The sequence below is a fragment of the Tsukamurella hominis genome (genome assembly GCF_965137015.1).
In the GTDB taxonomy this organism is placed as follows: Bacteria; Actinomycetota; Actinomycetes; order Mycobacteriales; family Mycobacteriaceae; genus Tsukamurella; species Tsukamurella hominis.
This window is the reverse complement of record NZ_CBCRZG010000003.1, coordinates 321,967-346,269: the sequence shown is the minus strand read 5'-3', so window position 1 is coordinate 346,269 and position 24,303 is coordinate 321,967. Positions and strand designations below refer to the sequence as shown.

Sequence of the window (24,303 nt, the reverse complement as noted above, 5' to 3'; positions counted from 1 at the left end):
CTCCTTCGGCCCGCGTCAGCGGGGCTGCGCGGGGGTACTGGACGGTGCGGTGCTGCTGGACGGAGCCGCGGGCTTCGAGCTCGACGACGGTGCGCCCGAGGGCTTGGCGGACGGCTTCGCCGACGACGGGCCCGCGGGACGGGTGTCGGACGGCGCCAGGCGCAGGGTGACGGCGCCGGAGCGGCCGCGGACCGAGGCGAGCGCGGTGTCGAGCAGCTGGCCGCCGTTGATGGTGGACAGCGGATCGGCGATCGCCCGGACCGACGGGAGCATCAGCTCGGACAGGTACTGCACGCTCGGCGCGGCACCGTCCTCGAAGCCCTGGATCACCTTGAACAGCTCCAGCATGCCGTCCTTGATGACGTTCGGATAGTCGCCCTTGCTGATGTACGAGACGGAGTGGGGCGCCATCTCGCCATAGCCCTTGCCGAACGTGCGGAGCGGCTGGTCGAGGCTGAGCAGCAGCGCGCCGACGTCGCCCGCGCGCGGCGTGATCGAGTTGAAGGACTGCAAGAGATCGCTGATGTCGGGCAGCTGGCGCAGGATCGACGTCGCGGTGAGGACCGCGCCGGCGTCGATCGTCGGCACCGTCCGCTCGCCGTCCGGCAGGGCGTCGTCGGCGCGGGCGAGCAGGCGCTGCACCGTCGCGGGATCGAGCTGCTTCATCAGGCGGGACAGGGAACTCGACAGTGCGCCGACCGTGGAGTCGGCGGTGTCGACGACGCCCTCGAGGCGCGCACCGTCGGGGACGGCGGCACCGTCGCCCTGGGCGATGGTCAGATAGGTCTCGCCGAGGCCCGAGAGGTTCTGCACGCGGACCTTGGCGCCCTGGGTGATCCGGGTGTCCTTGGCGTAGCCGACCTCGACCTCGACGCGGTCCGCGTCGACGGTGAGCCCGCGGACCTTGCCGACCTCGACGCCGCGGTCGAGGACGCGCGAGCCCTCCTGCAGGCCGTTGGCGTCGGTGAGGCGGATGTACGCGGTGCGCTCGTCCGAGGGCGAGAACCACTGCACGCCCTGGTTGCCCAGGAGCAGCACGGAGACCACGACCAGCGCGATGAGGCCGAGGGTGGAGGCCAGTCCGGAGCGGGTCATCGTGCCTGTCCGATCAGTCGCAGCACCTTGAGTGCGCCGGGGGAGACGTCCTGCCCGGCGGTGTTGGTCACCGAGTCGACCTTCACCACAGGCTTCTTCACGAAGGGGGCGAGGTTCTTGTTCACCAGGATCGAGCCGCCGTGGATGGCGGAGCCCAGCGAGACCATGTCGGCGGTGAGCAGCTCGAAGAGGTCGGAGGACGAGTTCATCAACGGGATCAGCCAGGAGCCCTGCTGCAGCATACCGCCGACGGCCGGCAGCAGCACGCCGATGTTCGACATCAGCTTGCCCTGGTTCGACCAGTACTTGAGGTGGTACGGCGAGAGCGTGTCCTTGAAGTTCTTCTCCTGCTTGGCGATCCGATCGGCCATCTCGGTCGCGGAGTCGAGCAGGCGGTTGACCTCCGCGGTGCTGGCGCCGATGCCGGTGACGTCGCGGTTCAGCTGCGCGGAGAGCAGGTCGAACTGCGGACGGTCCTTGGGCAGCGCGGTGTTCAGGCGCGTGATCGTCTTGCTGACGTCCTGCACCGATCCGCTGCCGAAGTAGTCGGCGAGGATGGTGAGCGTGCTCTCCACCGACCGGGGCGGGCTCGTCTGGCTCAGCGGCAGCACCGAACCGGCGCGCAACGGTGCCGCGGTGCCGGTGGACTTCTCGGGCGTCTCCAGCCGGACGTAGGCCTCGCCGAGGAGGGTGTCCTGCAGGACGGAGGCGTGGATGTCCGAGGGCAGCGAGACGGTCTTGTCGACGCGGACGGTCACCGTCGCTGCGTCCTCGCCGAGGTCCACGGCCTTCACCCGGCCGACGGTCAGGCCGCCGAGCGAGATGCGTGCGCCGATGGGCAGGTTCAGCACGTCGGCGAACTGGAGCTGCACGTCGTACTGGTCGCCGTCGCCGAGCGGGTTGCGCATGTCCATATTGGCGGGGCTGACGCCGCAGCCGGCGAGGACGACGGCCGCGCCGATCACGATCGCGGTGGACACGCGCCGGGGGAGCCAGCGCACGGCGCTGCGGGTGCGGGTCATCAGCGGCCTCCCTGGAAGGGCAGTTGCGCGAGGTCGACGGTGGCGGTCTGGGCCTTGCCCGCGACCACGGAGCAGGAGCCGGGTGCCTGCGCATTGATCTGCGCGCACAGGGCGTTCGGATCGCGGGTCGCGACGGTCGTGACGGGCACGCCCGCGACGGCGGCCGGCGCCTCGTCACCGCCGCGGGGGAGGTACGGAGCGATCTGCGAGCCGAAGACCGGCAGCATGCGCGCGAGCGCCTCGTTGGACTTCACGCCGGTCGCTGCGAGCTTGACCGCGTCTGCCGCCATCGTGCCGCCGGGCCGCAGGATGTGGCCGTAGCGGCGCATCATGTCGTCGCCGACGAGGAAGAACACGGGCAGCGTCTGGAAGATCTCGGAGACGGCGGGGAAGGTGATCTTGCCGTACTGGTCGAGGACGTTGCCCACGTGCTGCAGGGTGAGCAGCAGCTCTCCCCATTGCTGATCCATGCTCTGCATCAGCGGGCGGACGTTGCTCACCACCGTGGTCACGTCGCCGAGGAAGCCGGCCGGATCACTGAGCACGGTGGAGAGGTTCGTCAGCGAGCGGGCGGCCTGCGGCGGCACCGACGGGCCGACCTCGGTATCGAGGCGGGTGAGGAGCCGACCGAGGTCGGCGGATGCCCCGCCCTCGGTGACGGAGTCGACCAGGCGGGTCGCGGCGGAGGTGGTCTCGGAGATCGACTTCGGCGTCGCCGAGTTCTCGCGGGTGATGCAGGTGCCCGGGTTGAGCGTCGCCCCCGACGAGTAGTTGCCGACGAGCTCCAGCGAGCGGTCAGCGAGGATCGACGTCGAGCGGGTCACGGCCTTCACCGTGGCGGGCAGGGTGCGGCCGGAGACGTCGAAGGTGACCTTCACCCCGTCGCCGGAGGGCTCCACCTTCCGGACGGCGCCGATCTTGACGCCCATCTGGGTCACGTCGTTGTCGGGGTACAGGCCGATGCCGTCGGCGAGGTACGCGCACTGGGTGCTGGCGGCGGCCGCGGCCGTGCCGATCCCGGCGGGCACGAGCGGCGCCAGCAGGGCCGCGGCGGCGGCGAGCAGGGAGATCCTCATCGGGCGCATCAGCAGCTCACCGTCGCCGTCGGGAAGCAGAGGCGGCTGGCGAGCACGGTATCGGCGGGCATGGGCTTGCCCTGCTTCTCCAGGCTCTTCTGCATGGTGTCGATCGCCTTCTGGAGTTCGCCGATCATGGCCGGGATGGTGACATTGGTCGTCTGCAGCGCCGTCTCCATCTTCGCGAAGGCGTCGCCGAGGGTGTCGCGGTACTTCCAATACAGATCGAGGAAGGGCTTGATCTTGCCGAACATCCCGGCGAGGCCCTGGTAGGCGATGCCGAAGTTGGTGGCGGTCTGGTCGAGCGTGACGATCGCCAGCGACGCCTTGTGGATCATGTTCATGATCGTCTCGCGCTGCTCGGCGAAGCCGGTCGCGTACTGGGTGCTGACGTTGATGATGCGGCCGATCTGGTCCCGCTGCTCCGTGAGCTGGCCGAGGAGCGAGTTCACGCCCTCCACGATGTTGTCCACCGAGCCGGGGTTCGCATCGAGCCCGGTGCTCAGCGCCTTGATCGAGGACGCGAGCTGCGTGCGGTCGACGGGCTCGAGCTTCTCCGGGGTGTCCTGCAGCAGGTCGCCGATGCTGTACGGCAGGCTCACCCGGTTCCGCGGGATCGGCTTGTCGCCCAGGGCGGCCCGTCCGGCCGAGGACACCGCCACGTAGAAGCCGCCGGCGACCGTGAGCATGCGGACCGCGACGGAGGTCTGGTCGCCGACGAAGACCGAGTCGTCGATGCGGGTGGTCACCTGCACGTCGTCCTTGCGGAGCTCGACCGAGGAGACGGAGCCGATGCGCACGCCCGAGGCGCGCACCTCCACGCCCGGCTTGATCAGCGCGGCGTCCTGCGTGACGAAGGTCAGTTCCTTCTGGCCCGGCGGGCGCAGGTAGACGAAGGCCAGTACGGCCGTGATGAGCAGCGCCACCGCGACGGCGATCGCGCCGAGCTTGGTGCTGCGGTTGATGAGTCCGCGCCAGGGCGGGCGTCCGGTGAAGATCATTTCAGGCACACCGTCACATTCGTTCCGCCGGTCAGCACGGTCACCTTGTTCGGCAGCGGCGCCGATCCCTTCGAGCAGGGCGCGGGCGGCGCGCCCAGCAGCGCGGCGACGCCGGTGAACAGGCCGGGCAGCTTGCCCATCGCCTGCACCGCGGCGCCCGGGTCCTGGAAGGCGGTGCGCATGAGCTTCTCCACGTCGAGGTCCTTGGACAGGCCGAGGGCGGTGAGCACCCGGTTGGTCGCGGCGCCGAATCCGGGGCCGTAGGTGGCGGTGCGCCGGAACTCGTCGAGGTTCTCCAGCACCTTCGTCAGCAGCAGGTCGAAGTTGAGGATGAACTCCACGACCTGCGGCGAGTAGTCGTTGATCATGTTGGCGACGCGCGTGACGTTGTCGATGAGCGTCTTGATGACGGTCTGCCGGTCGGCCAGATTCGCCGTGATCCTGTCGATCGATCCGAAGGTCTGCGCGGCGGTCGTGTCGTCGCCCTGCAACAGCCCCAACAGGTTCCGCGTCAGCTCGTTGACGTCCTCGGGGCTCAGGGTGCGGAGCACCGGCGCGAGCCCGTTGAACAGGGTCGTGATGTCGAACGACGGGGTGGTGCGCGACATCGGGATCGACGTGGTGGGTGCACCGCCCGCGGAGCTGCCGGGCTGGACCTCGATGAACCGCTCACCGGTGAGGTTGCGGTACTTCACCGCGAGCCGCGTGGTCGACGTGACGGGGTGGTCGTCCTGCGCGGAGAAGCCGATCACGGCCTCGTTGCCGTTCCCGTCCGCGGTGCCGCGGACCTCGACGGCCGTGACCTTCCCGATGAGCACGCCGCGCAGCCGCACGTCGCTGCCCACCCGCAGGCCGGAGGCGTCGGAGAGGTGCGCCTCGTAGTCGCGGGTCTCGCCGCCGGCCGGGTTGCGCAGCGCGGCGAAGATGCCCGCCGCGATGACGAGCGTGATGATCAGGGCGACTGCGAGGGTGATGGTGGCGCGAGTGTTCTTGGCGCGCATGTCATCGCCCCCCCTCGAGGACCGAGGCGGCGCCCGGGAGTCGATCGGCGACGACGTTCATGCGCAGTGCGGTGCCCTCCGGGACGGTGATGAAGGCGCTGTTGACGCCGGTGATCAGCGGGACGATCTGGCGCGGGACGCTCACGGTGCGCATCACCTTGGTGGTGCTGTCCATGATGACCCGCAGCATGACGGTGCCCGGCGTGAACTCGGTCTCGTGCGAGCCGAACATGTCGGCCAGCGGCGTGAAGAACCCGGTGCCGAGGAGCGTGGTCGTCTTGTCGATCTTGTCGTAGTTGTTGACCGTGTAGTCGAGCGTGCCCGCGACCTCGCCGCCCCGCATCTGCGGCACGAACCAGCCCTCGAAGGCCCCCTCGACCAGGCCCGGCGCACCGTCGAGCGTGGTGCGGACGGTGCGCAGCGTGGTCCCGATCGGCACCTTCACCGACCGCGCGTTCTGCTGCTCGACGGAGAACGCCACCTGCAGCAGCGGCGTGATCGCCTGGGTGTACTGGGTGGCCTTCCGGGTCACCTCGATCAGCTTGGGCGTCATCACGCCCGACACCGACACCGCACTGCGCGTGAGCAGGTCGGAGATCGTGTCGTTGCTGGAGCGGGGGCGCAGCGTGCTGCCCGAGCGGAGGTCGGCGCCGCCCTGGCCGGGCACCAGCGCCATCTCGGTGACGCCGAAGTAGTTGCCGGGCTGGTACCGCACCGACAGCGCGTCGGTGAGGCCGCGGAGGCTCCCGCGGTCCAGGCGGACCGCCACGCGGGCCTGGCCCGCGCGCGGGATGACGACGGACTCGACCTCGCCGACGGGCACGCCGCGCAGCGTGACCCGGGTGCCGGTTTTGACGCCGGGCCCGACGTCGGCGGATTCGACGGTGAGCGCGAGCCGCGGGTCGGACGCGGGGATGCGGGAGGAGACGACGCCCGCGAGGACGGCGATCAGGACGACGGCGATCGCCGCGACGCCGACGGTGAAGAAGACGCGTTGTTGGCGACCGGGTGTGCCGCCGAGCAGTTCGTACATCGGTCTCCCCCTAACCCTTGAAGATGATCGTGGGAGTGATGCCCCAGAACATGATGGTCAGGATGAAGTCCAGCGTGAGCACCGTGACCAGGCTGGCGCGCACGGCGCGACCGCTGGCGAGACCCACGCCCTCAGGGCCGCCCTTGGCGAAGAACCCGTAGTAGCAGTGGATGATCGTGACGGCGGCGCAGAAGACCACGGCCTTGAGCGTCGACAGCGCGATGTCGCCCGGGCTGAGGAACTGCTCGAAGTAGTGGTTGTACGTGCCCAGTGCCTGCCCGTGGAAGACGACAACGATGAGCTTGCAGGTGAGGAAGGCGAGCAGCAGCGTGAGCATGTACGCCGGGATCACCACGACGATGCCGGCGATGAGGCGGGTGCTGACGACGTAGGGGATCGAGCGGATGCCGAGGGCCTCGACGGCGTCGATCTCCTCCGCGATCCGCATCGAGCCGATCTGCGCGGTCATGCGGCAGCCGGCCTGCGCGGCGAAGCCGATGCCCGCCGAGATCGGGATCATCTCCCGGATGTTCGCGAGTCCGCCGATGACGCCGGTGAGCGGACCGAAGCCGATGAGGTTGAGGCCCGCGTAGGCCTCGATGGCGACGGCCGCACCGCTCGCCGCGCCCAGGATGACCATCATGACGACCACGCCACCGTCGACCACGACGGACCCGCGGCCCCACGCCAATTGTTTGAGCACCCGCGAGGTCTCGCCGCGGTACTTCATCAGCGCGACGGGCACGAGGTAGATGGACTGGGCGACGAAGACGACGGCCTCGCCGATCCGCGCGATGAGGCTCGCGGGCTTCGAGTCCAGGGTGGAGCTCTTCTTCTTCGGCGGCGCCGGCGCGGGCGGGTTCGTGGTGGTCATCAGGCCACCTGACTCGGGAAGAACATCGTCTGCAGCTGCGTGAGGCCGAGGAAGGACAGGAAGATCAGGGTGATCGAGAGGACCACCGAGGAGTTCACGCCGTCCGCAACGCCGCGCGGGCCGCCCGAGGCCTCGAGGCCGCGCAGGCCGGCGACGAGGCCGACGATCATCGCGCCGGTCTCGGCCTTGAGCACGGCGAAGGCCAGGTCCGACGGTGCCGAGAAGGCGCCGAAGGAGGACCAGAAGCCGCCGGAGCTGAGCCCGAACTGCCACACGGAGACGGTGAGGGCGACGATCATCGCGACAGCCACGATCGCGACGAGCAGCATGGGCGCGATGATCATCAGCGCGAGCATGCGGGGCGCGATGAGGCGGGCGATCGGGTCGACGCCCATGACCTGCATGGCCTGCAGCTCCTCGCGGACCGTCCGGGAGCCGAGGTCGGCGGCGATGGCCGAGGCGCAGACCCCGCCGAGCAGCACGCCCGTGGCCAGGGGGGCGCCCTGCCGGATGATGCCGATGCCCGACGCGGCGCCGACGAGCGAGTTCGCGCCGACCGTGTCGACGAGGGCGCCGACCTGGACGGAGACGACCGCGCCGAACGGGATCGCCACCAGGATGGCCGGCAGCGTGGTGACCCGCAGCAGCGTCACCGACTGGGTGATCATCTCGCCGACCGCGAAGTTCCGCTTCAGGATCCCGCGAACGGTCCACGAGATGATCTCTCCGGCGAGCACCACCGAGCGTCCGATCGTGGACAGGCTCTTGGTGAAGATCGCGGCCAACCGGTACAACCGGTACAGCGCCGCGGCCCTCACGCCGGGCCTCCGAATACCACCATCGGGTGTCCTCTCCTCATTTTCGAGAGGAGCGTATCAACTGTCGGGGCAAAACTAGTACGTGTTTCAGTTTTTCCCTGATGTACCCGATGTGACCTGCGGGGTTGTCAGTCCTTGATGAGGAGGTCGACGGCCACGGAGAGGCGCTTCTGCACCTCGGTGGCCGACGCGCGATGGGTGACCCAGGCGACCAGGTTCGCCATCCACACATCGGCGATCAGGTGGAACGTATCGCGCTGACGCTCGTCCGGATCGGCCACGCCGAGCGCGTGCGCGAACATGTCCTCGAGGAGGCGGCCCACCCGCTCGACCTCGGCCGCCGCCGTGGCGTCGGCGAACATGAACGCGCGCACCATGGCCTCGGTGAGCAACGGCGCGCGCTGCAGCGCCTCGGTGTTGCGGTCCAGGACGAACATCAGGCGCTCCGCCGCGGTGTCGCCCGGGATCTGCGCCTTCCCGATCCGCTCGCCCGCGCGCTCGAACTGGCTGACGAGGCCGGCGACCAGCAGGTGCACCTTCGACGGGAAGTACCGGTACAGGGTCCCCAGCGCGACGTCGGCCTTCTTCGCCACCGCGCGCATCTGCACCGCGTCGTAGCCGCCCTTGCGGGCGAGCGCCAGCGTGGCGTCGATGATGCGCTTGCGCCGCTCGCGCTGGCCCGCGGTGTCGAGGTCCTCCCGCGACGGGGCGGGAGCGGTGGCGGTAGCGGCGGGGGTGCCTTCGGGCGGCATGGGTGGTCACCTCGGAATCTCTTCGGCCGCCGGCAGGTGTCCGGACGGTCGGTCGCATGTGATGTCGCGACAATTGAAACAGGTTTTCGTGCCGGACCAGTGCGTTCTACGCCGGTTCGGTCGAAGATCACACGATCCGCGGCGTCAGGAGGTGGCTTCGCGCCGCGCGTAGGTCGCCTCGACCCCCGCCTTGCCGGGCTCCCACCACGCCCGGTTCTCCCGGTACCAGTCGACGGTGGCGCGCAGGCCCGCGTCGAGGTCGGCGTGCGCCGGCGCCCAGCCCAACTCGCGGCGGAGCTTGCTCGAGTCGATGGCGTAGCGCAGGTCGTGCCCGGGCCGGTCGGGGACGGTGTCGAAGTCGTCGGCCGGGCGGCCCATGACGGCGAGCAGGGTGCGGAGCACCTCGCGGTTGGACCGCTCGCCGTCGGCGCCGATCAGGTAGGTCTCGCCGATCGCGCCCCGTTCCAGGATCGCCCACACCGCGTCGTTGTGATCGTCGACGTGGATCCAGTCGCGCACGTTGGCGCCCGCGCCGTAGAGCTTCGGCCGCTCGCCCGCGAGGATGTTCGTGATCTGCCGCGGGATGAACTTCTCGACGTGCTGGTACGGGCCGTAGTTGTTGGAGCAGTTGGAGATCGTCGCCCGCACGCCGAAGCTGCGGACCCACGCCCGCACCAGGTGATCCGACGACGCCTTGGACGCCGAGTACGGGCTCGACGGCCGGTAAGGGGTGTCCTCGGTGAACCGCTCGGGCGTGTCCAACGGCAGGTCGCCGAAGACCTCGTCGGTCGAGATGTGGTGCAGCCGGACGTCGTGCCGGCGGACCGCGTCGAGGAGCACGGCCGTGCCGCGGATGTTGGTGTCCAGGAAGGGCCACGGGTCGCTGAGCGAGTTGTCGTTGTGCGTGTCGGCGGCGAAGTTCACCACCGCGTCGGCGCCGGCGACCACCTCGTCGACGACGGAGGGGTCCGCGATCGAGCCCTTGACGAAGTCGATCCGCTCGCGCAGGTCGTCGAGCGAGGACTCGTTCGCGGCGTACGTCAGGGCGTCGAGCACGGTGATCCGCACGTCCGGACGGGTCCGGGCGGTGCGCCGGACGAAGTTCGCGCCGATGAAGCCGGCGCCGCCGGTGACCACGATGTGCATGGGATCAGGTTAGTGGGGTTGCAAGGGCGCGTCGAACCAGCGTAGGAGACGCAGGGACGAATCGGCCTCCGCGGCCGCGAGCGCCGCCCACGCGCGCGCGGCGCTGTCGCGGGCCCGCGCCCCGATCCAGTTCGGCGGCAGCAGCTCCGGCGGTAGCAGGGGATCGGGCTCGTGCGCGCGGGTGAATTCGGCGACGAGGCCGACCGTCAGCGCGAGCCGCTCGGCGTGCGTCGCGTCGGGGGTCCGGTCGAGGGCCTCGGTCGCCCGGTCCGCGAGCCGACGGTGCCCGTCGGCCAGCTCGTCGAGGGGCCACAGGCGGGCCGCGGCGGCGGCGCCGCGGGCGCCACCCACGTCGAGGTCGGTGCTGCTCAGGGTGGTGAGGTAGGTCGCAGCGCCGGCGTCGCGGGCGGTCTCCCGCAGCGCTTCCTCCCAGGCGTGGGCGGAGGCGTACAGGCCGCCCTGCACGGGCGCGCCGCCGAGGGCGACGATGGCGTCGCGGAGCGCGCCGCGCGCCTCCCGTTCCGCCTCGGGCACGGCGAAGCCGGCCAGGTGCCAGACGCCGTCCCACGGCGCCTCCCCGCGGTCCTGCGCATACATCAGCCGGACGTGCTCGCGGTCCGGTTCGATCCCGGCGCGGGTGGCGTCGGTCGCGGTGAGGACAGCGGTGCGGCCCCGCCCGGCGACGGTGAACCGGCCCTCCGCCACGAGCCGCTTGATCGCGAGGCGCACCTGCTGATCGCCCATGCCGAGCGCGTCGGCGACCGCGTACAGTTCGCCCGCGTCGATCGTCGCGTCCTCGCGGAGCATCGCCTCGATGAGCGCGCGGGTGGAGATCAGTCCGTCAGCCATCCCGCCTCCTCCTCGACGATCACGCGCGTGCCCGGAAACGCTACCGCGAGGTCGGCGAACAGCCGCGGACCGTCGAGGACGGCGTCCGGCGGGTGCACGCCGGGCCGTCGGACGGTCGAGAGCTGCACCGTGGCCAGCGCCGCGGGGACGCCGGTGACGGCGGCCATGTCGTGCAGCAGCGCACCGTCGGTCTCGAGGCGCGCGCAGACCCGGACGGGCCGCCCCGCGACGGTGCCGTCCGCGGCGGCGAAGAAGGCCGGAAGGTCACCCGGGCCGGGGCGGGTGAACGCCCCGCAGAGCGAGCGGAGCACGCGCGACCGGGAGGGTGGTTCCAGCATGCCCGCGGCATCGTCGGGGGTGAGTCGCCCGGCGTCGATGTCGCGCCGGAGCACGTCGAGGTAGGCGGCCGTGGCGGGCCGGAGCAGCATGAGGCAGGCCGACTCGCCCGACGGTGCCACCGTCCGGCGCAGCGTGACGGGCTCGGGATGCCCGACGGTCCAGCCGGTGCCGCGGCGCCCGCCGGGGAGCCGCAGGGCGACCGGGCGCAGCGGGGCCCGGCGGGCGACGGCGCCGCCGGAGAGCTCGGCGACCGCGCCGCTGCACTGGTGCATCCAGTGCACGCCCGCGGCGCCCGCCATGGACTCGGCCGGGGCGTCGCAGGAGGAGGGCCGTCCGACAGCGTCCACGGGCCAGGCGGTGTAGAGGTCGCGCACCCGGTCCAGGCGGCCGGCGGCGGCGCCGGCGAGCAGGGTGCTCAGGCCCGGGCTGGCGCCGGCGCCGACCATCGCGCAGACCCCGGCCGCGCGGGCGGCACCGTCGAGCTCGAGCAACTGCAGCGTGGGCTCCCAGTCGTCGCAGATGTCGACGTAGTCCGTCCCGGTCTCGATCGCGGCGCGCAGGACGCCGGCGCCGAACCGGTAGAAGGGCCCGACGGTGGTGAGCACGGTGTCGACGCCCGCGAGCGCGCCGCGCAGGGCCGGCCCGTCGGTGACGTCGATCCGCCGGGCGGTGGCCCCGGGGAGGAGCCCCGCCGCCACCCGCGCAGCCGCGTCCCCGTCGAGGTCGCCCACCACGAGCGCCTCCACGCCGGGCAGGCCGGCCAAGGTCCGGGCGGCGCGGGCCCCCATCGCGCCCGCGCCCAGGACGGCGACCCTCATCGCGCGGCCGCCTGCCGGGACGCGAAGTCGGTGAGCGCGTCGAGGTAGCCGGGCGCGTAGATGTCGCGCGGCGCCAGGACCGCCCGGGCGATGACCCGGGGGTCGTCCGGGCGGTACTCGATGTCGTCGCGGGTCAGGCTGTGCGTGGCGCCCGGGAACGTGTGCTCGGTGAGCAGGCCGGGGCGCATCCGCGCGGCGTAGACGCGTGCGGTCTCGGTGGTGTCCACGTTGCGGTCAGCGCTGCCGAGGAGCAGCAGGGTGGTCACGGCGATGCGTCCCAGGTCGGGCGTGACGTCGGCGCGGAAGTTGCGCAGGACGAAGCCGTAGCGCTCCTCGGTCATCGGCTTCTCGTCCACCTTCGCCGCGAGGTACTCCTGGTAGGTGGCGCCGCGCTCGAGCAGCGCGATGTTCGCGGTGCGGCGGGCGAAGGCGCGCTGCTTCTCCTCGTCGGAGGCGTCGCGCAGGTCCGACCGGAGGTTGTACTCGCCCTGGCGGAGCCAGTTGATCGCCGCGCCGACGAGGACGAGGAAGCGGAGATCCGGGCGGCGTGCCGCCAGGGGCGGCAGCACCCAGCCGCCCTGGCTGACGCCCCACGCGCCCATGCGGCCGGTGTCGATCTCGGGCCGCGTGCGGGCCCAGTCCAGTGCTGCGGCGACCTCGGCCCCGCGGTCGGCGAGGGACTGGTCGAGCCAGTTGCCCGGCGCGCCGCCGACCCCGGCCTTGTTCCACGACAGGGTGGCGTAGCCGGCGCGGGCGAACGCCTCCCAGATCGGGCGGTAGGCGTCGTCTCGGGAAGCGTTCGCGGGTCCGTCGCCGTGGACGAAGACGACGAGGCCGTGGCGGCCGGTGCTCCCCTTCGGGGTGGTGAGCACGCCGTCGAGGCGGCCGCCGGTGTGCGCGTCGGGCGCGGTTCCGCCGGCCGCGACGGCGTCGGTGACGGGGATGCTCACCGCGTGCTCGTCGACGGCGAAGGTGTTCGCCACCGCGATGCGGACGCCCAGGGGCACCACGAGGGCGGCGACGAGTGCGACGGCCGCGAGGGCCCAGGTCTTCTTGCTCATAAAACTATCGTAGCAAGAACGACCGTTATTGAAAAGATAGTTATGTGATCCGATAGAGTCGCAGCATGCGAGGGATCATCCTGGCCGGCGGCACGGGCAGCAGGCTCCACCCGATCACCGTCGGCGTCAGCAAGCAGTTGCTCCCCGTCTACGACAAGCCGATGGTCTACTACCCGCTCTCGACCCTGATGCTCGCTGGCATCCGCGAGGTGCTGGTCGTGACCACGCCGGGCGACGCCGACCAGTTCCGGCGGCTCCTCGGCGACGGCTCGCAGTTCGGGATCCGGATCGAGTACGTGGTGCAGCCGCGCCCCGAGGGGCTGGCGCAGGCCTTCGTCCTCGGCGCGGACTTCATTGGGGACCAGACGGTCTCGCTGATCCTGGGCGACAACATCTTCTACGGCCCGGGGCTCGGCACCCAGCTGCGCCGTTTCGACGGGATCGACGGCGGCGCGGTCTTCGCGTACCGGGTCGCCGATCCGCGCGCCTACGGCGTCATCGAGTTCGACGGTGCCGGGCGTGCCGTGGGCTTCGAGGAGAAGCCGGAGTACCCGCGGTCCCCGTACGCGGTGCCCGGCCTGTACTTCTACGACCCGTCGGTGGTCGAGGTCGCGCGGAATCTGAAGCCCTCGCCGCGTGGCGAACTCGAGATCACCGACGTCAACCGGCACTACCTGGAGGAGGGGCGGCTGACGGTCGAGGTGCTGCCGCGCGGCACCGCCTGGCTCGACACCGGGACCTTCGACGCCCTCGCCGACGCCACCGGCTACGTGCGCGCCGTGGAACAGCGGCAGGGCACCAAGATCGGCGCCCCCGAGGAGGTGGCGTGGCGCAGCGGCTTCATCGACGACGCGCAGCTGCGCGACCATGCGGATCGCCTCGTCAAGTCGGGCTACGGCACCTACCTGCACGGACTGCTCGAGGAGGGCCGATGAACGTCGCGCCGCTGCCCATCGCCGGCGCCTTCGTCCTGGACCCGATCGTCCGGCCGGACACGCGCGGCGAGTTCTTCGAGCTGTTCAAGGCGTCCGCGTTCCGCGAGGCCACGGGCCACGAGCTCGTCGTGGCGCAGACCAACGTCTCGGTGAACCGCGTGGGCGCGGTCCGCGGCGTCCACTACGCGGATGTCCCTCCCGGGCAGGCCAAGCTGGTGGCGTGCCTGCACGGCGCGATCCTCGACGTGATCGTGGACCTGCGGGTCGGCTCGCCCACCTTCGGCGCGGTCGAGACGGTGCGCCTCGACGCCGAGGGGCACCGCACGGTGTACCTCGCGGAGGGGCTGGGGCACGGATTCTGCGCCCTGACGGACGGCGCGGTCGTCGCGTATCACGTCTCGTCCGAGTACAACCCGTCCGCCGAGCACGGCGTGGACCCCCTGGATCCGGAGCTCGCGATCGCCTGGCCGGACGACGTCCCGCCGATCCTCTCCGAGAAGGACACGGCGGCCCCGTCGTTGGCGGAGGCGCTCGCCTCGGGCGCCCTGCCCGTGTGGCAAGGGCAGTGAAAGTTCGACACGTCTGACGGCCGTCGCGGCCCGCACTCGGCGTGCCGCCGCGCGGCGGTGTCGACGGTTCACCGGGTGCGGTTCGCCGCGGCCCGTCCCTGAAGGAGCGTGCGTTCGCCTTCGTTGCGGGTGCGGCGCGCGGCCTCGTCGAAGTGCGCCGCCGCCTCCACGCGCCGTCCGGCGCGCTCCAGCAGGTCGCCCCGGACGCTCGGCACGAGCGGCGCGTCGCCGAGGGCGGCCGGATCAACGGCGTCGAGCACCGCCAGGCCCGCTTCGGCGCCGAACGCCCGGCCGTGCGCCACAGCGCGATTGACCTCCACCACCGGACCGGGTGCCGCCTGCGCCAGCGCGTCGTACAGGCGGGCGATCCGCGGCCAGTCGGTGCCGGCGGGCGTCGCTGCGCGGGCGTGCTGCGCGGCGATCGCGGCCTGCAGGTAGTAGCGGCCCACCGGGATCCCGCGGGCGGCGAGTTCCTCGGCCTGGCGCAGGGCGGTCAGGCCCCGTCGGATTAGGAGCCGGTCCCAGCGCTCCCGGTCCTGGTCGTCCAGGAGGACCGGGGCGCCGTCGGCGTCGGTGCGGGCGTCGATGCGGGAGCCCTGCAGCTCGACGAGCGCCTGCAGGCCGTGGGCCTCGGGCTCGTCGGGCGCGAGTTCGGCGAGCATGCGGGCCAGCCGGATGCCCTCGCGGGCGAGGTCGGGGCGCATCCAGTCGTCGCCGGCGGCGGCGGAGTAGCCCTCGGTGAAGATCAGGTAGATCACGGCCATGACGTCGTCGAGGCGGCGGGTGCGCTCCTCGCCGACGGGTAGTTCGAACTCCGCGCGGGCGGTGGTGAGCGTCTTCTTCGCGCGGGAGATGCGCTGCCCCATGGTCTTTTCCGGTACCAGGAAGCCGCGCGCGATCTCGCCGGTGGTGAGCCCGCCGACCACGCGGAGGGTCAGCGCCGCCCGCGATTCGGGGGTGAGGGCCGGGTGGCAGGACAGGAAGATCAGGCGCAGCGCGTCGTCCTCGATGAAGTCGACCTGCGCGTCGAGGTCGGGCATACCGTCGTCCTCCCGCAGGCCGCGACCGATCTCCTCGGTCTTGCGGCGCAGGTTCTCGGCGCGGCGGATCGAGTCGACGCCGCGGCGCTTCGCGGTGGTCATGAGCCACGCGGCCGGGTTGGTGGGAACACCCGTCTCCGGCCACTGCTCCAGCGCGGCGACCAACGCGTCCTGCGCGAGGTCCTCCGCGAGCTGGATGCTGCGGGTCATGCGGGTGAGCGCGCCGACGAGGCGCGTGGATTCGGCCCGCCAGGTGGCGGTGATCGCTTCGGCGGTGGTCCCGGCTGGCACGAGCGCCAGCGTATCGCCTCCCGTCAGCGACGGGGCCGGTAGACGATGTGCGTGACCAGCGGGGTCGCGCGCACCGAGACACGGTCGAGTCGCTGCGCCGGAACCCCGTCGAAGACCCGGACGCCCGCGCCGAGGACGCAGGGTGTCACGTGCAGTCGCAATTCGTCCAGCAGACCGGCGGTGAGGAACTGGTTGACCGTGCCGGGGCCGCCCGCGACGGAGACGTCCCGATCGCCGGCCGCGGCCCGGGCGAGCTCCAGGGCTCGCCCGGCACCGTCGGTGACGAAGTGGAAGGTGGTCCCGCCCTCCATCTCGATCGGCGCGCGCGGGAAACGGGTCAGGACGAAGACGGGGTTGTGGTACGGCGGGTTCGGGCCCCACCAGCCCCGCCACTCCCTGTCCCATTCGCCCCGGACCGGCCCGAACATGTTGCGGCCCATGATGGTCGCGCCGGACGCCGTGATCGCCTCGACCTCGGCCCGATTGTCGCCGGAGTCGTCGAACATCCACCCGTGCAGCCAGGTCTCGTCGATGTCGCCGAACGGGGACTCCTCGCTCTGGTGCAGGCCGGTGGCGAACCCGTCGGCCGACACCGAGAGGTCGCTGAAAACGATGCCCATCGCGCGACCCCGGGTGTCAGTCGTCCGCCGGGGTGGGCGGCTCGTCGGCGATCTGGCGGAGCGTGGAGACCATGTTCAGCTCGGGCCAGTGGGTGGCGTGCAGCTGCGCGAACTCCTCCGACGCGACGATCGCCTCCTCGACGGTGTCGTACTGCAGCAGCGACCAGCCGCCGACGATCTCCTTCGACTCGGCGTACGGGCCGTCGACCCGCGTGATCTCGCCCTTGCGGACGACGAAGTTGATGGCGTCCTCCGAGCCGTAGAGGCCACCGCCGTCGAGGAAGTGGCCCTTCGCGGCCTGCTCGCCGATGTAGACGTCCATCGCGTCGAAGAGCGCCTTGGGCGGCGCGCCGACCTCGGGTCCTTCGGCCATCCGTACGAATCCCATGAAACGAGGCATATCGATCAGTCCTTCTTCTGTGGTGGTGAGCGTGTCTCGTACAGGCGTCGAACGGGACGACCCCGTTTCGACATCGTCCCCACAGAAAGTTTCCGCCGCCGCGCGCCCGGGCGGGCGGGATCGGGTCAGAGCGCGGTGAGCACGGGGAGCGGCGGCAGCGCCGTCTCGTACAACCAGGTGCGCCAGAGGTTGCGCAGCGGCTCCGGGCTGTGCTTCGCCGCGAGGGTGATCAGGTCCTCGGTCGTCACCGACTGGTGGGCGAACTCGGACGTCCACTCGTGGAGCATCGTGAAGAACGCGGGGTCGCCGAGCGCGACTCGCAGCGCGTGCACCGTCAGCGCGCCGCGCTTGTAGACGCGGTCGTCGAACATCAGGTCCGGGCCCGGGTCGCCGACGACGATGTCGGTCCGCGAGCCCGCGAGCTTGGCGTAATAGCGCGCCGCCATCTGCTGGGTGGTCGCCTCGCCGCACTCCTGCGCCCACAGCCACTCGGAGTAGCAGGCGAAGCCCTCGTGCAGCCAGATGTCCTTCCAGCGGGTCAGCGTCAGCGAGTTGCCGAACCACTGGTGCGCCAGCTCGTGCGCGACGAGCCGCTCGGCGTGCCGCGTCCCGTCGCAATGGTTGGCCCCGAAGATCGAGACGGTCTGGGCCTCGACGGGGATCTCCAGCGTGTCGTCGGTGACGACCACGGTGTACTCGGGGAACGGGTACGGGCCGAACCAGCGGGTGAAGGCGCGCATGATGCGCTCCTGGTTCCCGAAGCTGCGTTGGAAGTCCGACGTGAGGCGCGCGGGGACGGCGGCCCGGATCGGCACCGGCTTCTCCGCGACCTTGAGCAGGTCGTAGCTGCCGATCTGGATCGTGGCGAGGTACGAGGCCATCGGCGCCGCCTGCTCGTAGACCCAGGTGGTGTGCGCGGCCGAGACCTTGCGGGAGACGAGCCGGCCGTTGGAGACGACGCGGTACGGCGAATCGGTGGTGATCGCGATGCGGTAGGAGGCCTTCGAGGCGGGATGGTCGTCGCACGGGAACCACGACGGTGCGCCGCTCGGCTGCGAGGCGACGATGACGCCCTCGGACAGCTCCTCCCAGCCGACCTCGCCCCACGTCGAGCGGATCGGCTTCGGCGTGCCCGCGTACCGGATGGAGATCGTCATCGCCGCGCCGGCGGGGACCTCGTTCGCGAGGGTGAGCTCCAGCTTGCCGCCCCGCTGCGAGTACCGCTGCGGACGGCGGCCGTTGATCGCGATCTTGGAGGCGGTCAGCGCGTCGGAGAGGTCGATCGCGAAGCGCTTGAGCGGCTCGTTCGTCGTCGCGGTGATCTCCGCCTTGCCGTCGAGGCGGTTGCTCTCGACCTTGTACGTCAGCTCGAGGTCGTACCGCGAGACCCGGTAGCCGGGATTGCCGTGGCCGGGGATGTACGGGTCCACCGCGCGCGCGTGCTGCGGATTCGGTGCTGCGACGAGCTTCGGCCTGGCCGACTTGCGCACCACGGATCCACTTCCTTCTCGCTCAGGGGTCGGGTGATCACCTTACCGGTTTACGCAGCGTCACCGTCGCGACGCCGCCGTGCGGCGCGGGTTCGGGATCGGAGACGACGTAGCCTGCGCGCTCGTACGTCCGGATGTTGCGCGCGCTCCCCGCGCCGGTGAACATGATGAACTCCTCGGTGCCCTGCGGGGCGAGGGACTCCATGAGGGCGATGAGCTCAGTGCCGAGGCCGCGGCCCGCCAGGTCCGGCGCCACCATGATCCGCCCGATGTGCCAGCGGTGGTTCGGCTCCGCTCGGCCGCGGACGGCGCCGATCAGTCGGCCGTCGAGCCGCATCACGAAGGTGGCCCACTGTGAGGTCCACTGCAGGATGTCGTCGTGGGTCTCGGTCAGCGGCGGGATCTCGAGGCTGTCGTTCGCGATCGCCTCCTGCACCCAGCAGCAGCGCTGCAGGACGAGCAGTTCCGCCACGTCGCTCGGCTGGAACGGGGTGATCTCGAGCCCGTCGCTCACGGGTGACCTTTCGTCGGGGGGTGTCGGTGCCAACCCTAGTGGGAGTGATCGGCGTTCCCGGTCCGGAATGCGGCGATGACGGCATCGAGGGCGGCCTGCGGTGGCGCGTCGAGCCCCCGCGCCGCCTCGGCGAACCGCGCCGCGGCCGCGCGGAGGGCCTCGGCGTCGTAGGGCGGCGCCGCGTCGGGCGAGGGCAGCGCGATCACGCGGGTGCCGCCGCCCCGGCGGCTCTCGATGAGGCCGGTCGCCTCGAGCTCCCGGTACGCGTGCGCTGCGGTGCCGACCGCGATGCCCAGGTCGCGTGCCAGCTGGCGCAGCGGCGGCAGCTTCGCCCCGACCGGCAGCGCGCCCGCGGCGATGTGCCCGGTGATCTGCCGCCGGATCTGCTCGAACGCCGGGGTGGGGTCCGACTCGTCGACGCCGATGCGGGGTGCCGTCACCGTGCGGTGGCCTCGTCGCCGGAGTCGTTCAGCGGGGCGGCGACCGGGGCCGCGGCCGTGGCAAGGGCGCGCGGCACCGGCGGACGGGCGAAGATCACCAGCGCGACGACGATGCCGAGCATCAGCAGGGCGCTGATGCCGTCGGTGACGTACGGGACGGTCGTCGAGTTCAACCACGCGGGCCATCCTTCGACCGCCTCGCCGCCGGCGCGCACGTGATCGACGTAGGACATCGCCGCGTTGCGGGGAATCTCGAGGGCGTCGATGATCACGAAGACGGCCGGGATGTAGAGCAGGCACAGGGCGCGGACCGAGGTGCCGCTGCGCCCCCAGCTGTCGCTACCGGTGAGCGGGTCGATGTCCGGTCGACGGGCGGCGGCGAGGATCACGGAGAGGGCGAGGACGGCCGCGACGAGGAACGTGCCGTAGGAGATCCAGATGTCCGACGGATCCACCGAGTACTCCTGCGCGGGAGGGTTGCTCGCGCTGCGCAGGGTGCGATCGGCGCCGAGCGGGGAGAACAGGATCAACGGCGCGAGCGCGGCGGTCGCGAAGGCGGAGCCGAACGCGACGAGGAGCCAGCGCGGGAACAGCTCGCGGACGCCGCGCGGCGCGAGCGTCGCGACCCGAGGGCCCGACGGGCGGGTCGTCTTCTCGGTGAGCAGCATCGCCAACAACGGGAACAGGAAGATGCCGGGCCACCAGAGCAGACCGAGGACCACGCTCACGGGCCGGTAGGTGGGGTAGGGGTTGGTCGGATCGAGTGCCTGGGCGATGATCCCGTAGATCGTCGCCACGACCGCGGCCGCCACGGGAACGAGGAAGGCGGCCTTCAGCCGGGAGCGCATCGTCGCCCGGTAGGCACGGTAGCTCTCCGACTGCGGCGCGGAGTCGTCCGGTGTCAGGGTGCGGGTGATGACGTAGGTGATGGTCACGATCGTCGCGACGACCGTGAGGCCGATGAACGGAAGAATCAGCATCCGAACTCCTTGTGTCAGTGGACTGGCACAAGACTAGATCGCTTCTCGATCTTGTGTCAATCGACTGGTTCAAGTCATGATCGCGGCAGCGGCGGCCGCCCACAGTAGAGAACTCCGCTCGCCCCGCGGACGTGCGGGGCGAGCGGAGTTCTCAGCGGGTCGGCGGACCGTCGGGTCAGTCGCGCTTGCGCTTGCCCTCGTTGAACACCCACGGCGAGATGGGGTTGCCCTGCCACTTGGTGTTGGCGGGCACCGAGTCGCCGCGCATGACCAGCGACGCCGGGCCGACGGTGGCACCGTCTCCCACGGACGACGCCGGAAGTGCGACGCAGTGCGGGCCCAGGGTGGCGCCCTTGCCGAGCACCACGGTGTCCATCGCCATGATCCGGTCGTGGAAGAGGTGCGTCTGGACGACGCAGCCGCGCGAGACGGTGGCGGCGTCGCCGAGGGTGACGAGGTCGGCTTCGGGCAGCCAGTAGGTCTCGCACCAGACGCCGCGGCCGATCTTCGCGCCCAGCATCCGCAGCCACAGGTTGAGGATCGGGGTGCCGGTGGCGGCGTGCGCGAACCACGGCGCGGCGACGCACTCGACGAAGGCGTCGGAGAGCTCGTTGCGCCACACGAACGAGGACCACAGCGGGTGCTCCTCGCGGCCGATCCGCCCGACCACCAACCACTTCGCGGCCGCGGCGACGCAGCAGGCGATCGCGCCGGCGACGAGCAGCGTGACGCCCGACAGCAGCGCCGCGAGCCACCATCCGACGTTGATCACGAAGTAGTTCAGCGCGACCAGCGTCGCCAGGCCCAGGCCGAAGCTGACGAAGACGGCCAGCAGGCGCGCCGTCTCGACCGAGCCGCGTGCGACGCGCAGCGCGAACGACGGGTTGTAGGTGAACGTCGAGTCCGTGTTGCCGGCGGTGCGGCGCAGGCGGACCGGGGGAGAGCCGAGCCAGGAGCTGCCGCTCTTCGCCTTCGACGGGGTGGCGCTCAGCACGGCCACGAGGCCGTCCTTCGGGACGCGGCGGCCGGGCCCCGTCATCCCCGAGTTGCCGAGGAAGGCGCGCTTGCCGATCTTCGCCTCGTCGATGCGCATCCAGCCGCCGCCGAGCTCGTAGCTGCCGACCATGGTGTCGTCGGCGAGGAAGGAGCCCTCGCCGATCGTCGTGAACTTGGGGATGACCATGGCGGTGGAGATCTCGGCGTCCTTGCCCACCTTGGTGCCCAGCATGCGGAACCAGATGGGGGTCAGGAGCGAGGCGTACAGCGGGAAGAGGAAGGTGCGGGCGGCGTCCATGAGCCGCTCGGTGGCCCACACCTGCCAGCCGACGCGGCTGCGCACGGCGTGGTAGCCCGGCTTGAGGCCGATCGCGAGCAGCCGGACGGCGATGAGGGTGAGGAGCGCGTACACGGTGAGCGAGACGATCACCGCGACGGGCAGGCCCGGAAGGGCGTGCAGCGCCGCCTCCTTGAGGTTGGAGTCGTCGCGGACGATCCACCCGAGGAGGGCGAGCCCCGCTCCGATCGCGACCATCGGCAGGCCGGCCAGGAGCACCGAGCTGACGCCGTACACGAACACCCAGTAGGGCTTGCGCGGCGGATGCTCCGCGGGCCACGGGTGCTCGGCCTTGCCGATCTTCTCGGCGGGCGAGCCGGCCCAGTGCTGCTTCGCCTTGACCTTGCCGAACACGGCGGAGCCGGGGCCGACCTCGGCGCGCTTGCCGACCTTCGCGCCGGGCAGCAGCGTGGAGCGCGCCCCGATCGAGGCCTCCTCGCCGATGCTGATCGCGCCGATGTGCAGCTCGTCGCCGTCGAGGTAGTGGCCGGCTAGATCGACCTCGGGCTCCACGGAGGCGTGGTCGCCCAGCTCGAGCATGCCCGTGACCGGGGGCAGCGCGTGCAGGTCGACACCACGGCCGATGGTGGCGCCGAGGGCGCGGGCGTAGTAGATCATCCACGGTGCGCCGGAGAGGTTCTCGGCGCCCGACGCCGCGGTGAACCGCTCGGCGATCCACAGCCGCAGGTGTTCGGGGCCGCCGCGACGGTAGACGCCGGGCTTCAGCCCGCCCAGCAGCAGGCGGCACGCGATCACCGAGAGCGCCATGCGCCCGATCGGGGTGATGAACACCAGGAACAGCGCGAGGACGACCCACCAGTTCAGCGTGGGCAGCAGCGTCGAGCCGGTGGCCCAGGCGAAGACGTTGTTCGCGATCGCCATCCAGGTGAGCCACTGCAGGCCCGTGAGAGTGGTGAGTGGCACCGACAGCAGAATCTGCGCGACGCCCGTCGAGCGCGGCGTGGGCCGCACCTCGCGCGGCTCGGCGACCTCGGCCGGCCGCAGCGAATCGAGGTACGCGGCGAGCGATCCGAGGCGCGGGTGGTCGTAGAGATCGGCGACGGTGACCGACGGGTACTGCTCGCGCAGCGCCGTGACCAGCTGGGCCGCGCTGAGCGAGCCGCCGCCCTCGGCGAAGAAGTCGGCGTCCTCGCTGGTGATCGACGCGCCGAGGATGCCGGACCAGCGCTCGGCGACCCAGGCCGCGGTGCCCTCGAGATCGCCGGTGTCGGCGTCGTCGGAACCCGGCAGCGGCCACGGGAGCGCGTTCCGGTCGACCTTGCCCGACGTGCGCGTCGGCAACTCGTCCATCAGCGCGAGCCGCGGGACCAGCGCGGCCGGCAGCTGCTCGGCGAGCAGCTCGCGGGCGGCCTTGAGGTCGAAATCGGGGTCGGTGGAGGCGAGGTAGCCGACGAGCATCGACGTGCCGGCCGAGTTCTTCCGCACGGCCGCGGCCGCGCCGGAGACGCCGGGCAGGTTCTGCAGGGCGTTGTCGACCTCGCCGAGCTCGATGCGGCGGCCGCCGACCTTGACCTGGTCGTCGGCGCGGCCCTCGAAGAGCAGGCCCTCGGGCTCGAGGCGGACGAGGTCGCCGGAGCGGTAGGCGCGTTCCCAGCCGAGCGTCTCCATGGGCGCGTACTTCTCGGCGTCCTTGGCCGGGTCGAGGTAGCGGGCCAGGCCCACGCCGCCGATCACCAGCTCGCCGGACTCGCCGACCGCGACGGGCAGCGACGTGGCGGGGTCCACGACCGCGAGGTCCCAGCCCTGCAGCGGAAGCCCGATCCGGACGGGGCCCTTGCCGTCGAGCGGTGCGGCGCACGCGACGACGGTGGCCTCGGTGGGCCCGTAGGTGTTCCACACCTCGCGGCCGTCGACGGCGAGCCGCTGCGCCAGCTCGGGCGGGCAGGCCTCGCCGCCGAAGATCAGCAGGCGCACGGCCTCGAGAGCCTCGGCCGGCCACATTGCGGCCAGGGTCGGCACCGTCGACACCACGGAGATGTCGCGCGAGACCAGCCAGGGCCCGAGGTCCATGCCGGACCGCACCAGCGAGCGCGGGGCGGGCACCAGGCAGGCGCCGTGGCGCCAGGCGAGCCACATCTCCTCGCAGGAGGCGTCGAAGGCGACCGACAGGCCGGCGAGCACGCGGTCCCCGGGGCGCAGCGGCTCGTCCTGCAGGAACAGGCGCGCCTCGGCGTCGACGAACGCCGCGGAGTTACGGTGCGTGACGGCCACGCCCTTCGGGGTGCCGGTGGATCCGGAGGTGAAGATGATCCAGGAGTCGTCGTAGGGCACGGGCAGGCGGTTGCCGGGCTCGACGGTGCCGGCCTCGATCGCGGCCGCCCGCTCCTTGGTCGACGGTGCCCGCCACAGCCCGTCGCCGGTGAAGATCGCGGCGGCGTGCGCCTCGCCGAAGACGAGGTCGGCCCGCTCCTGCGGGTCGTCGGCGTCGACGGGCACGTACGCCGCGCCCGCGGCCAGCGTCGAGAGGATCGCGACGTAGAGCGAGCGGTGCCCCGACGGCATGCGGATGCCGACGCGGTCGCCGGCCTGCACGCCGCTGCGGCCGAGGAAGTCGGCGCCCTCGAGCACCTCCTCCCACAGCTCGGAGTAGGTGAGGACCACGTCGCCGTCGTCGATGGCGGGGACCTCGGGGTACGCGTCGACGGTCGCGCGGAGGATGTCGATCAGGGTCCGCGGCTCGGGCGCCTGGGCGGACAGCAGGTACTGCGGGGGGATCTCGTTCGGGACCACGATGGCCGACTTCCTCCGGTTATGCAGACGGGCACGACAGAGAACACAGAACTTC

The 24,303-nt window shown here is 71.5% G+C and carries 23 protein-coding genes; 2 read left to right on the top strand and 21 right to left on the bottom strand.

What is annotated here, in order from left to right:
- Positions 1-15: 15 nt before the first annotated feature.
- The 13 genes from ACM9LD_RS06400 to ACM9LD_RS06340 all read right to left on the bottom strand — a co-directional run bounded on the left by ACM9LD_RS06400 (position 16) and on the right by ACM9LD_RS06340 (position 12,885).
- Complete coding sequence (locus tag ACM9LD_RS06400) at positions 16-1,095, bottom strand: MlaD family protein (RefSeq protein ID WP_415675900.1); 1,080 nt, start codon at positions 1,093-1,095, stop codon at positions 16-18.
- Entirely contained in the window at positions 1,092-2,117 is a 1,026-nt protein-coding gene (locus ACM9LD_RS06395; RefSeq protein ID WP_415675899.1) for an MlaD family protein, read from the bottom strand. Before ACM9LD_RS06395 ends, ACM9LD_RS06400 begins: the two co-directional genes overlap by 4 nt.
- Positions 2,117-3,193, bottom strand: a complete 1,077-nt coding sequence (locus ACM9LD_RS06390) for an MlaD family protein (protein WP_415675898.1) — start codon at positions 3,191-3,193, stop codon at positions 2,117-2,119. The genes ACM9LD_RS06395 and ACM9LD_RS06390 overlap by 1 nt, the downstream gene beginning before the upstream one ends.
- A gap of 8 nt (positions 3,194-3,201) precedes the next feature.
- Positions 3,202-4,194: an MlaD family protein gene (locus tag ACM9LD_RS06385; protein ID WP_415675971.1), complete on the bottom strand. Its 993-nt coding sequence runs from the start codon at positions 4,192-4,194 to the stop codon at positions 3,202-3,204.
- On the bottom strand, positions 4,191-5,195 hold the full coding sequence (locus tag ACM9LD_RS06380; protein WP_415675897.1) for an MlaD family protein: 1,005 nt from the start codon (positions 5,193-5,195) through the stop codon (positions 4,191-4,193). Before ACM9LD_RS06380 ends, ACM9LD_RS06385 begins: the two co-directional genes overlap by 4 nt.
- Before the next feature lies 1 nt (position 5,196).
- On the bottom strand, positions 5,197-6,228 hold the full coding sequence (locus ACM9LD_RS06375) for an MlaD family protein (RefSeq protein ID WP_415675896.1): 1,032 nt from the start codon (positions 6,226-6,228) through the stop codon (positions 5,197-5,199).
- Between the two features lie 10 nt (positions 6,229-6,238).
- Positions 6,239-7,102, bottom strand: a complete 864-nt coding sequence (locus ACM9LD_RS06370) for an MlaE family ABC transporter permease (protein WP_415675895.1) — start codon at positions 7,100-7,102, stop codon at positions 6,239-6,241.
- On the bottom strand, positions 7,102-7,920 hold the full coding sequence (locus ACM9LD_RS06365) for an MlaE family ABC transporter permease (protein ID WP_224645323.1): 819 nt from the start codon (positions 7,918-7,920) through the stop codon (positions 7,102-7,104). Before ACM9LD_RS06365 ends, ACM9LD_RS06370 begins: the two co-directional genes overlap by 1 nt.
- 128 nt (positions 7,921-8,048) lie before the next feature.
- Positions 8,049-8,672 carry a cholesterol catabolism transcriptional regulator KstR gene (kstR, locus tag ACM9LD_RS06360; protein ID WP_415675894.1) on the bottom strand — a complete coding sequence of 208 codons (624 nt, stop codon included), beginning with the start codon at positions 8,670-8,672 and terminating at the stop codon, positions 8,049-8,051.
- A 144-nt stretch (positions 8,673-8,816) separates the two neighbouring features.
- Positions 8,817-9,818, bottom strand: a complete 1,002-nt coding sequence (rfbB, locus tag ACM9LD_RS06355) for a dTDP-glucose 4,6-dehydratase (protein ID WP_415675893.1) — start codon at positions 9,816-9,818, stop codon at positions 8,817-8,819.
- Positions 9,819-9,827: 9 nt separating this feature from the next.
- Positions 9,828-10,667, bottom strand: coding sequence for a PaaX family transcriptional regulator C-terminal domain-containing protein (locus tag ACM9LD_RS06350; RefSeq protein ID WP_415675892.1), 840 nt, complete (start codon positions 10,665-10,667; stop codon positions 9,828-9,830).
- Positions 10,652-11,824 carry a saccharopine dehydrogenase family protein gene (locus ACM9LD_RS06345; protein ID WP_415675891.1) on the bottom strand — a complete coding sequence of 391 codons (1,173 nt, stop codon included), beginning with the start codon at positions 11,822-11,824 and terminating at the stop codon, positions 10,652-10,654. Before ACM9LD_RS06345 ends, ACM9LD_RS06350 begins: the two co-directional genes overlap by 16 nt.
- Entirely contained in the window at positions 11,821-12,885 is a 1,065-nt protein-coding gene (locus ACM9LD_RS06340) for an alpha/beta hydrolase family protein (protein ID WP_415675890.1), read from the bottom strand. Before ACM9LD_RS06340 ends, ACM9LD_RS06345 begins: the two co-directional genes overlap by 4 nt.
- 65 nt (positions 12,886-12,950) lie before the next feature.
- On the opposite strand from ACM9LD_RS06340, the gene rfbA reads away from it, so the two are divergent.
- The gene (gene rfbA / locus ACM9LD_RS06335) at positions 12,951-13,820 is read left to right on the top strand and encodes a glucose-1-phosphate thymidylyltransferase RfbA (RefSeq protein ID WP_415675889.1); all 870 of its coding nucleotides are present in this window, start codon (positions 12,951-12,953) and stop codon (positions 13,818-13,820) included.
- Entirely contained in the window at positions 13,817-14,389 is a 573-nt protein-coding gene (locus ACM9LD_RS06330) for a dTDP-4-dehydrorhamnose 3,5-epimerase family protein (protein WP_415675888.1), read from the top strand. Before rfbA ends, ACM9LD_RS06330 begins: the two co-directional genes overlap by 4 nt.
- A gap of 68 nt (positions 14,390-14,457) precedes the next feature.
- Here the strand turns inward: ACM9LD_RS06330 and ACM9LD_RS06325 are convergent, their stop codons facing one another.
- The 8 genes from ACM9LD_RS06325 to ACM9LD_RS06290 all read right to left on the bottom strand — a co-directional run bounded on the left by ACM9LD_RS06325 (position 14,458) and on the right by ACM9LD_RS06290 (position 24,248).
- Positions 14,458-15,720 (bottom strand): RNA polymerase sigma factor, encoded by a 1,263-nt coding sequence (locus ACM9LD_RS06325; protein ID WP_415675887.1) that lies wholly within the window; start codon positions 15,718-15,720, stop codon positions 14,458-14,460.
- Between the two features lie 23 nt (positions 15,721-15,743).
- Positions 15,744-16,340, bottom strand: a complete 597-nt coding sequence (locus tag ACM9LD_RS06320; protein ID WP_415675886.1) for a dihydrofolate reductase family protein — start codon at positions 16,338-16,340, stop codon at positions 15,744-15,746.
- 16 nt (positions 16,341-16,356) lie between these two features.
- Positions 16,357-16,713, bottom strand: a complete 357-nt coding sequence (locus tag ACM9LD_RS06315; RefSeq protein ID WP_415675885.1) for a YciI family protein — start codon at positions 16,711-16,713, stop codon at positions 16,357-16,359.
- A gap of 152 nt (positions 16,714-16,865) precedes the next feature.
- Positions 16,866-18,230, bottom strand: a complete 1,365-nt coding sequence (locus tag ACM9LD_RS06310) for a M1 family metallopeptidase (protein WP_415675970.1) — start codon at positions 18,228-18,230, stop codon at positions 16,866-16,868.
- A 37-nt stretch (positions 18,231-18,267) separates the two neighbouring features.
- On the bottom strand, positions 18,268-18,744 hold the full coding sequence (locus tag ACM9LD_RS06305; protein ID WP_224645312.1) for a GNAT family N-acetyltransferase: 477 nt from the start codon (positions 18,742-18,744) through the stop codon (positions 18,268-18,270).
- A gap of 35 nt (positions 18,745-18,779) precedes the next feature.
- Complete coding sequence (locus ACM9LD_RS06300) at positions 18,780-19,184, bottom strand: GntR family transcriptional regulator (RefSeq protein WP_415675884.1); 405 nt, start codon at positions 19,182-19,184, stop codon at positions 18,780-18,782.
- Positions 19,181-20,164: a hypothetical protein gene (locus ACM9LD_RS06295; RefSeq protein ID WP_415675883.1), complete on the bottom strand. Its 984-nt coding sequence runs from the start codon at positions 20,162-20,164 to the stop codon at positions 19,181-19,183. Before ACM9LD_RS06295 ends, ACM9LD_RS06300 begins: the two co-directional genes overlap by 4 nt.
- A 175-nt stretch (positions 20,165-20,339) precedes the next feature.
- Positions 20,340-24,248, bottom strand: coding sequence for a Pls/PosA family non-ribosomal peptide synthetase (locus ACM9LD_RS06290; RefSeq protein WP_415675882.1), 3,909 nt, complete (start codon positions 24,246-24,248; stop codon positions 20,340-20,342).
- Positions 24,249-24,303: the final 55 nt, after the last annotated feature.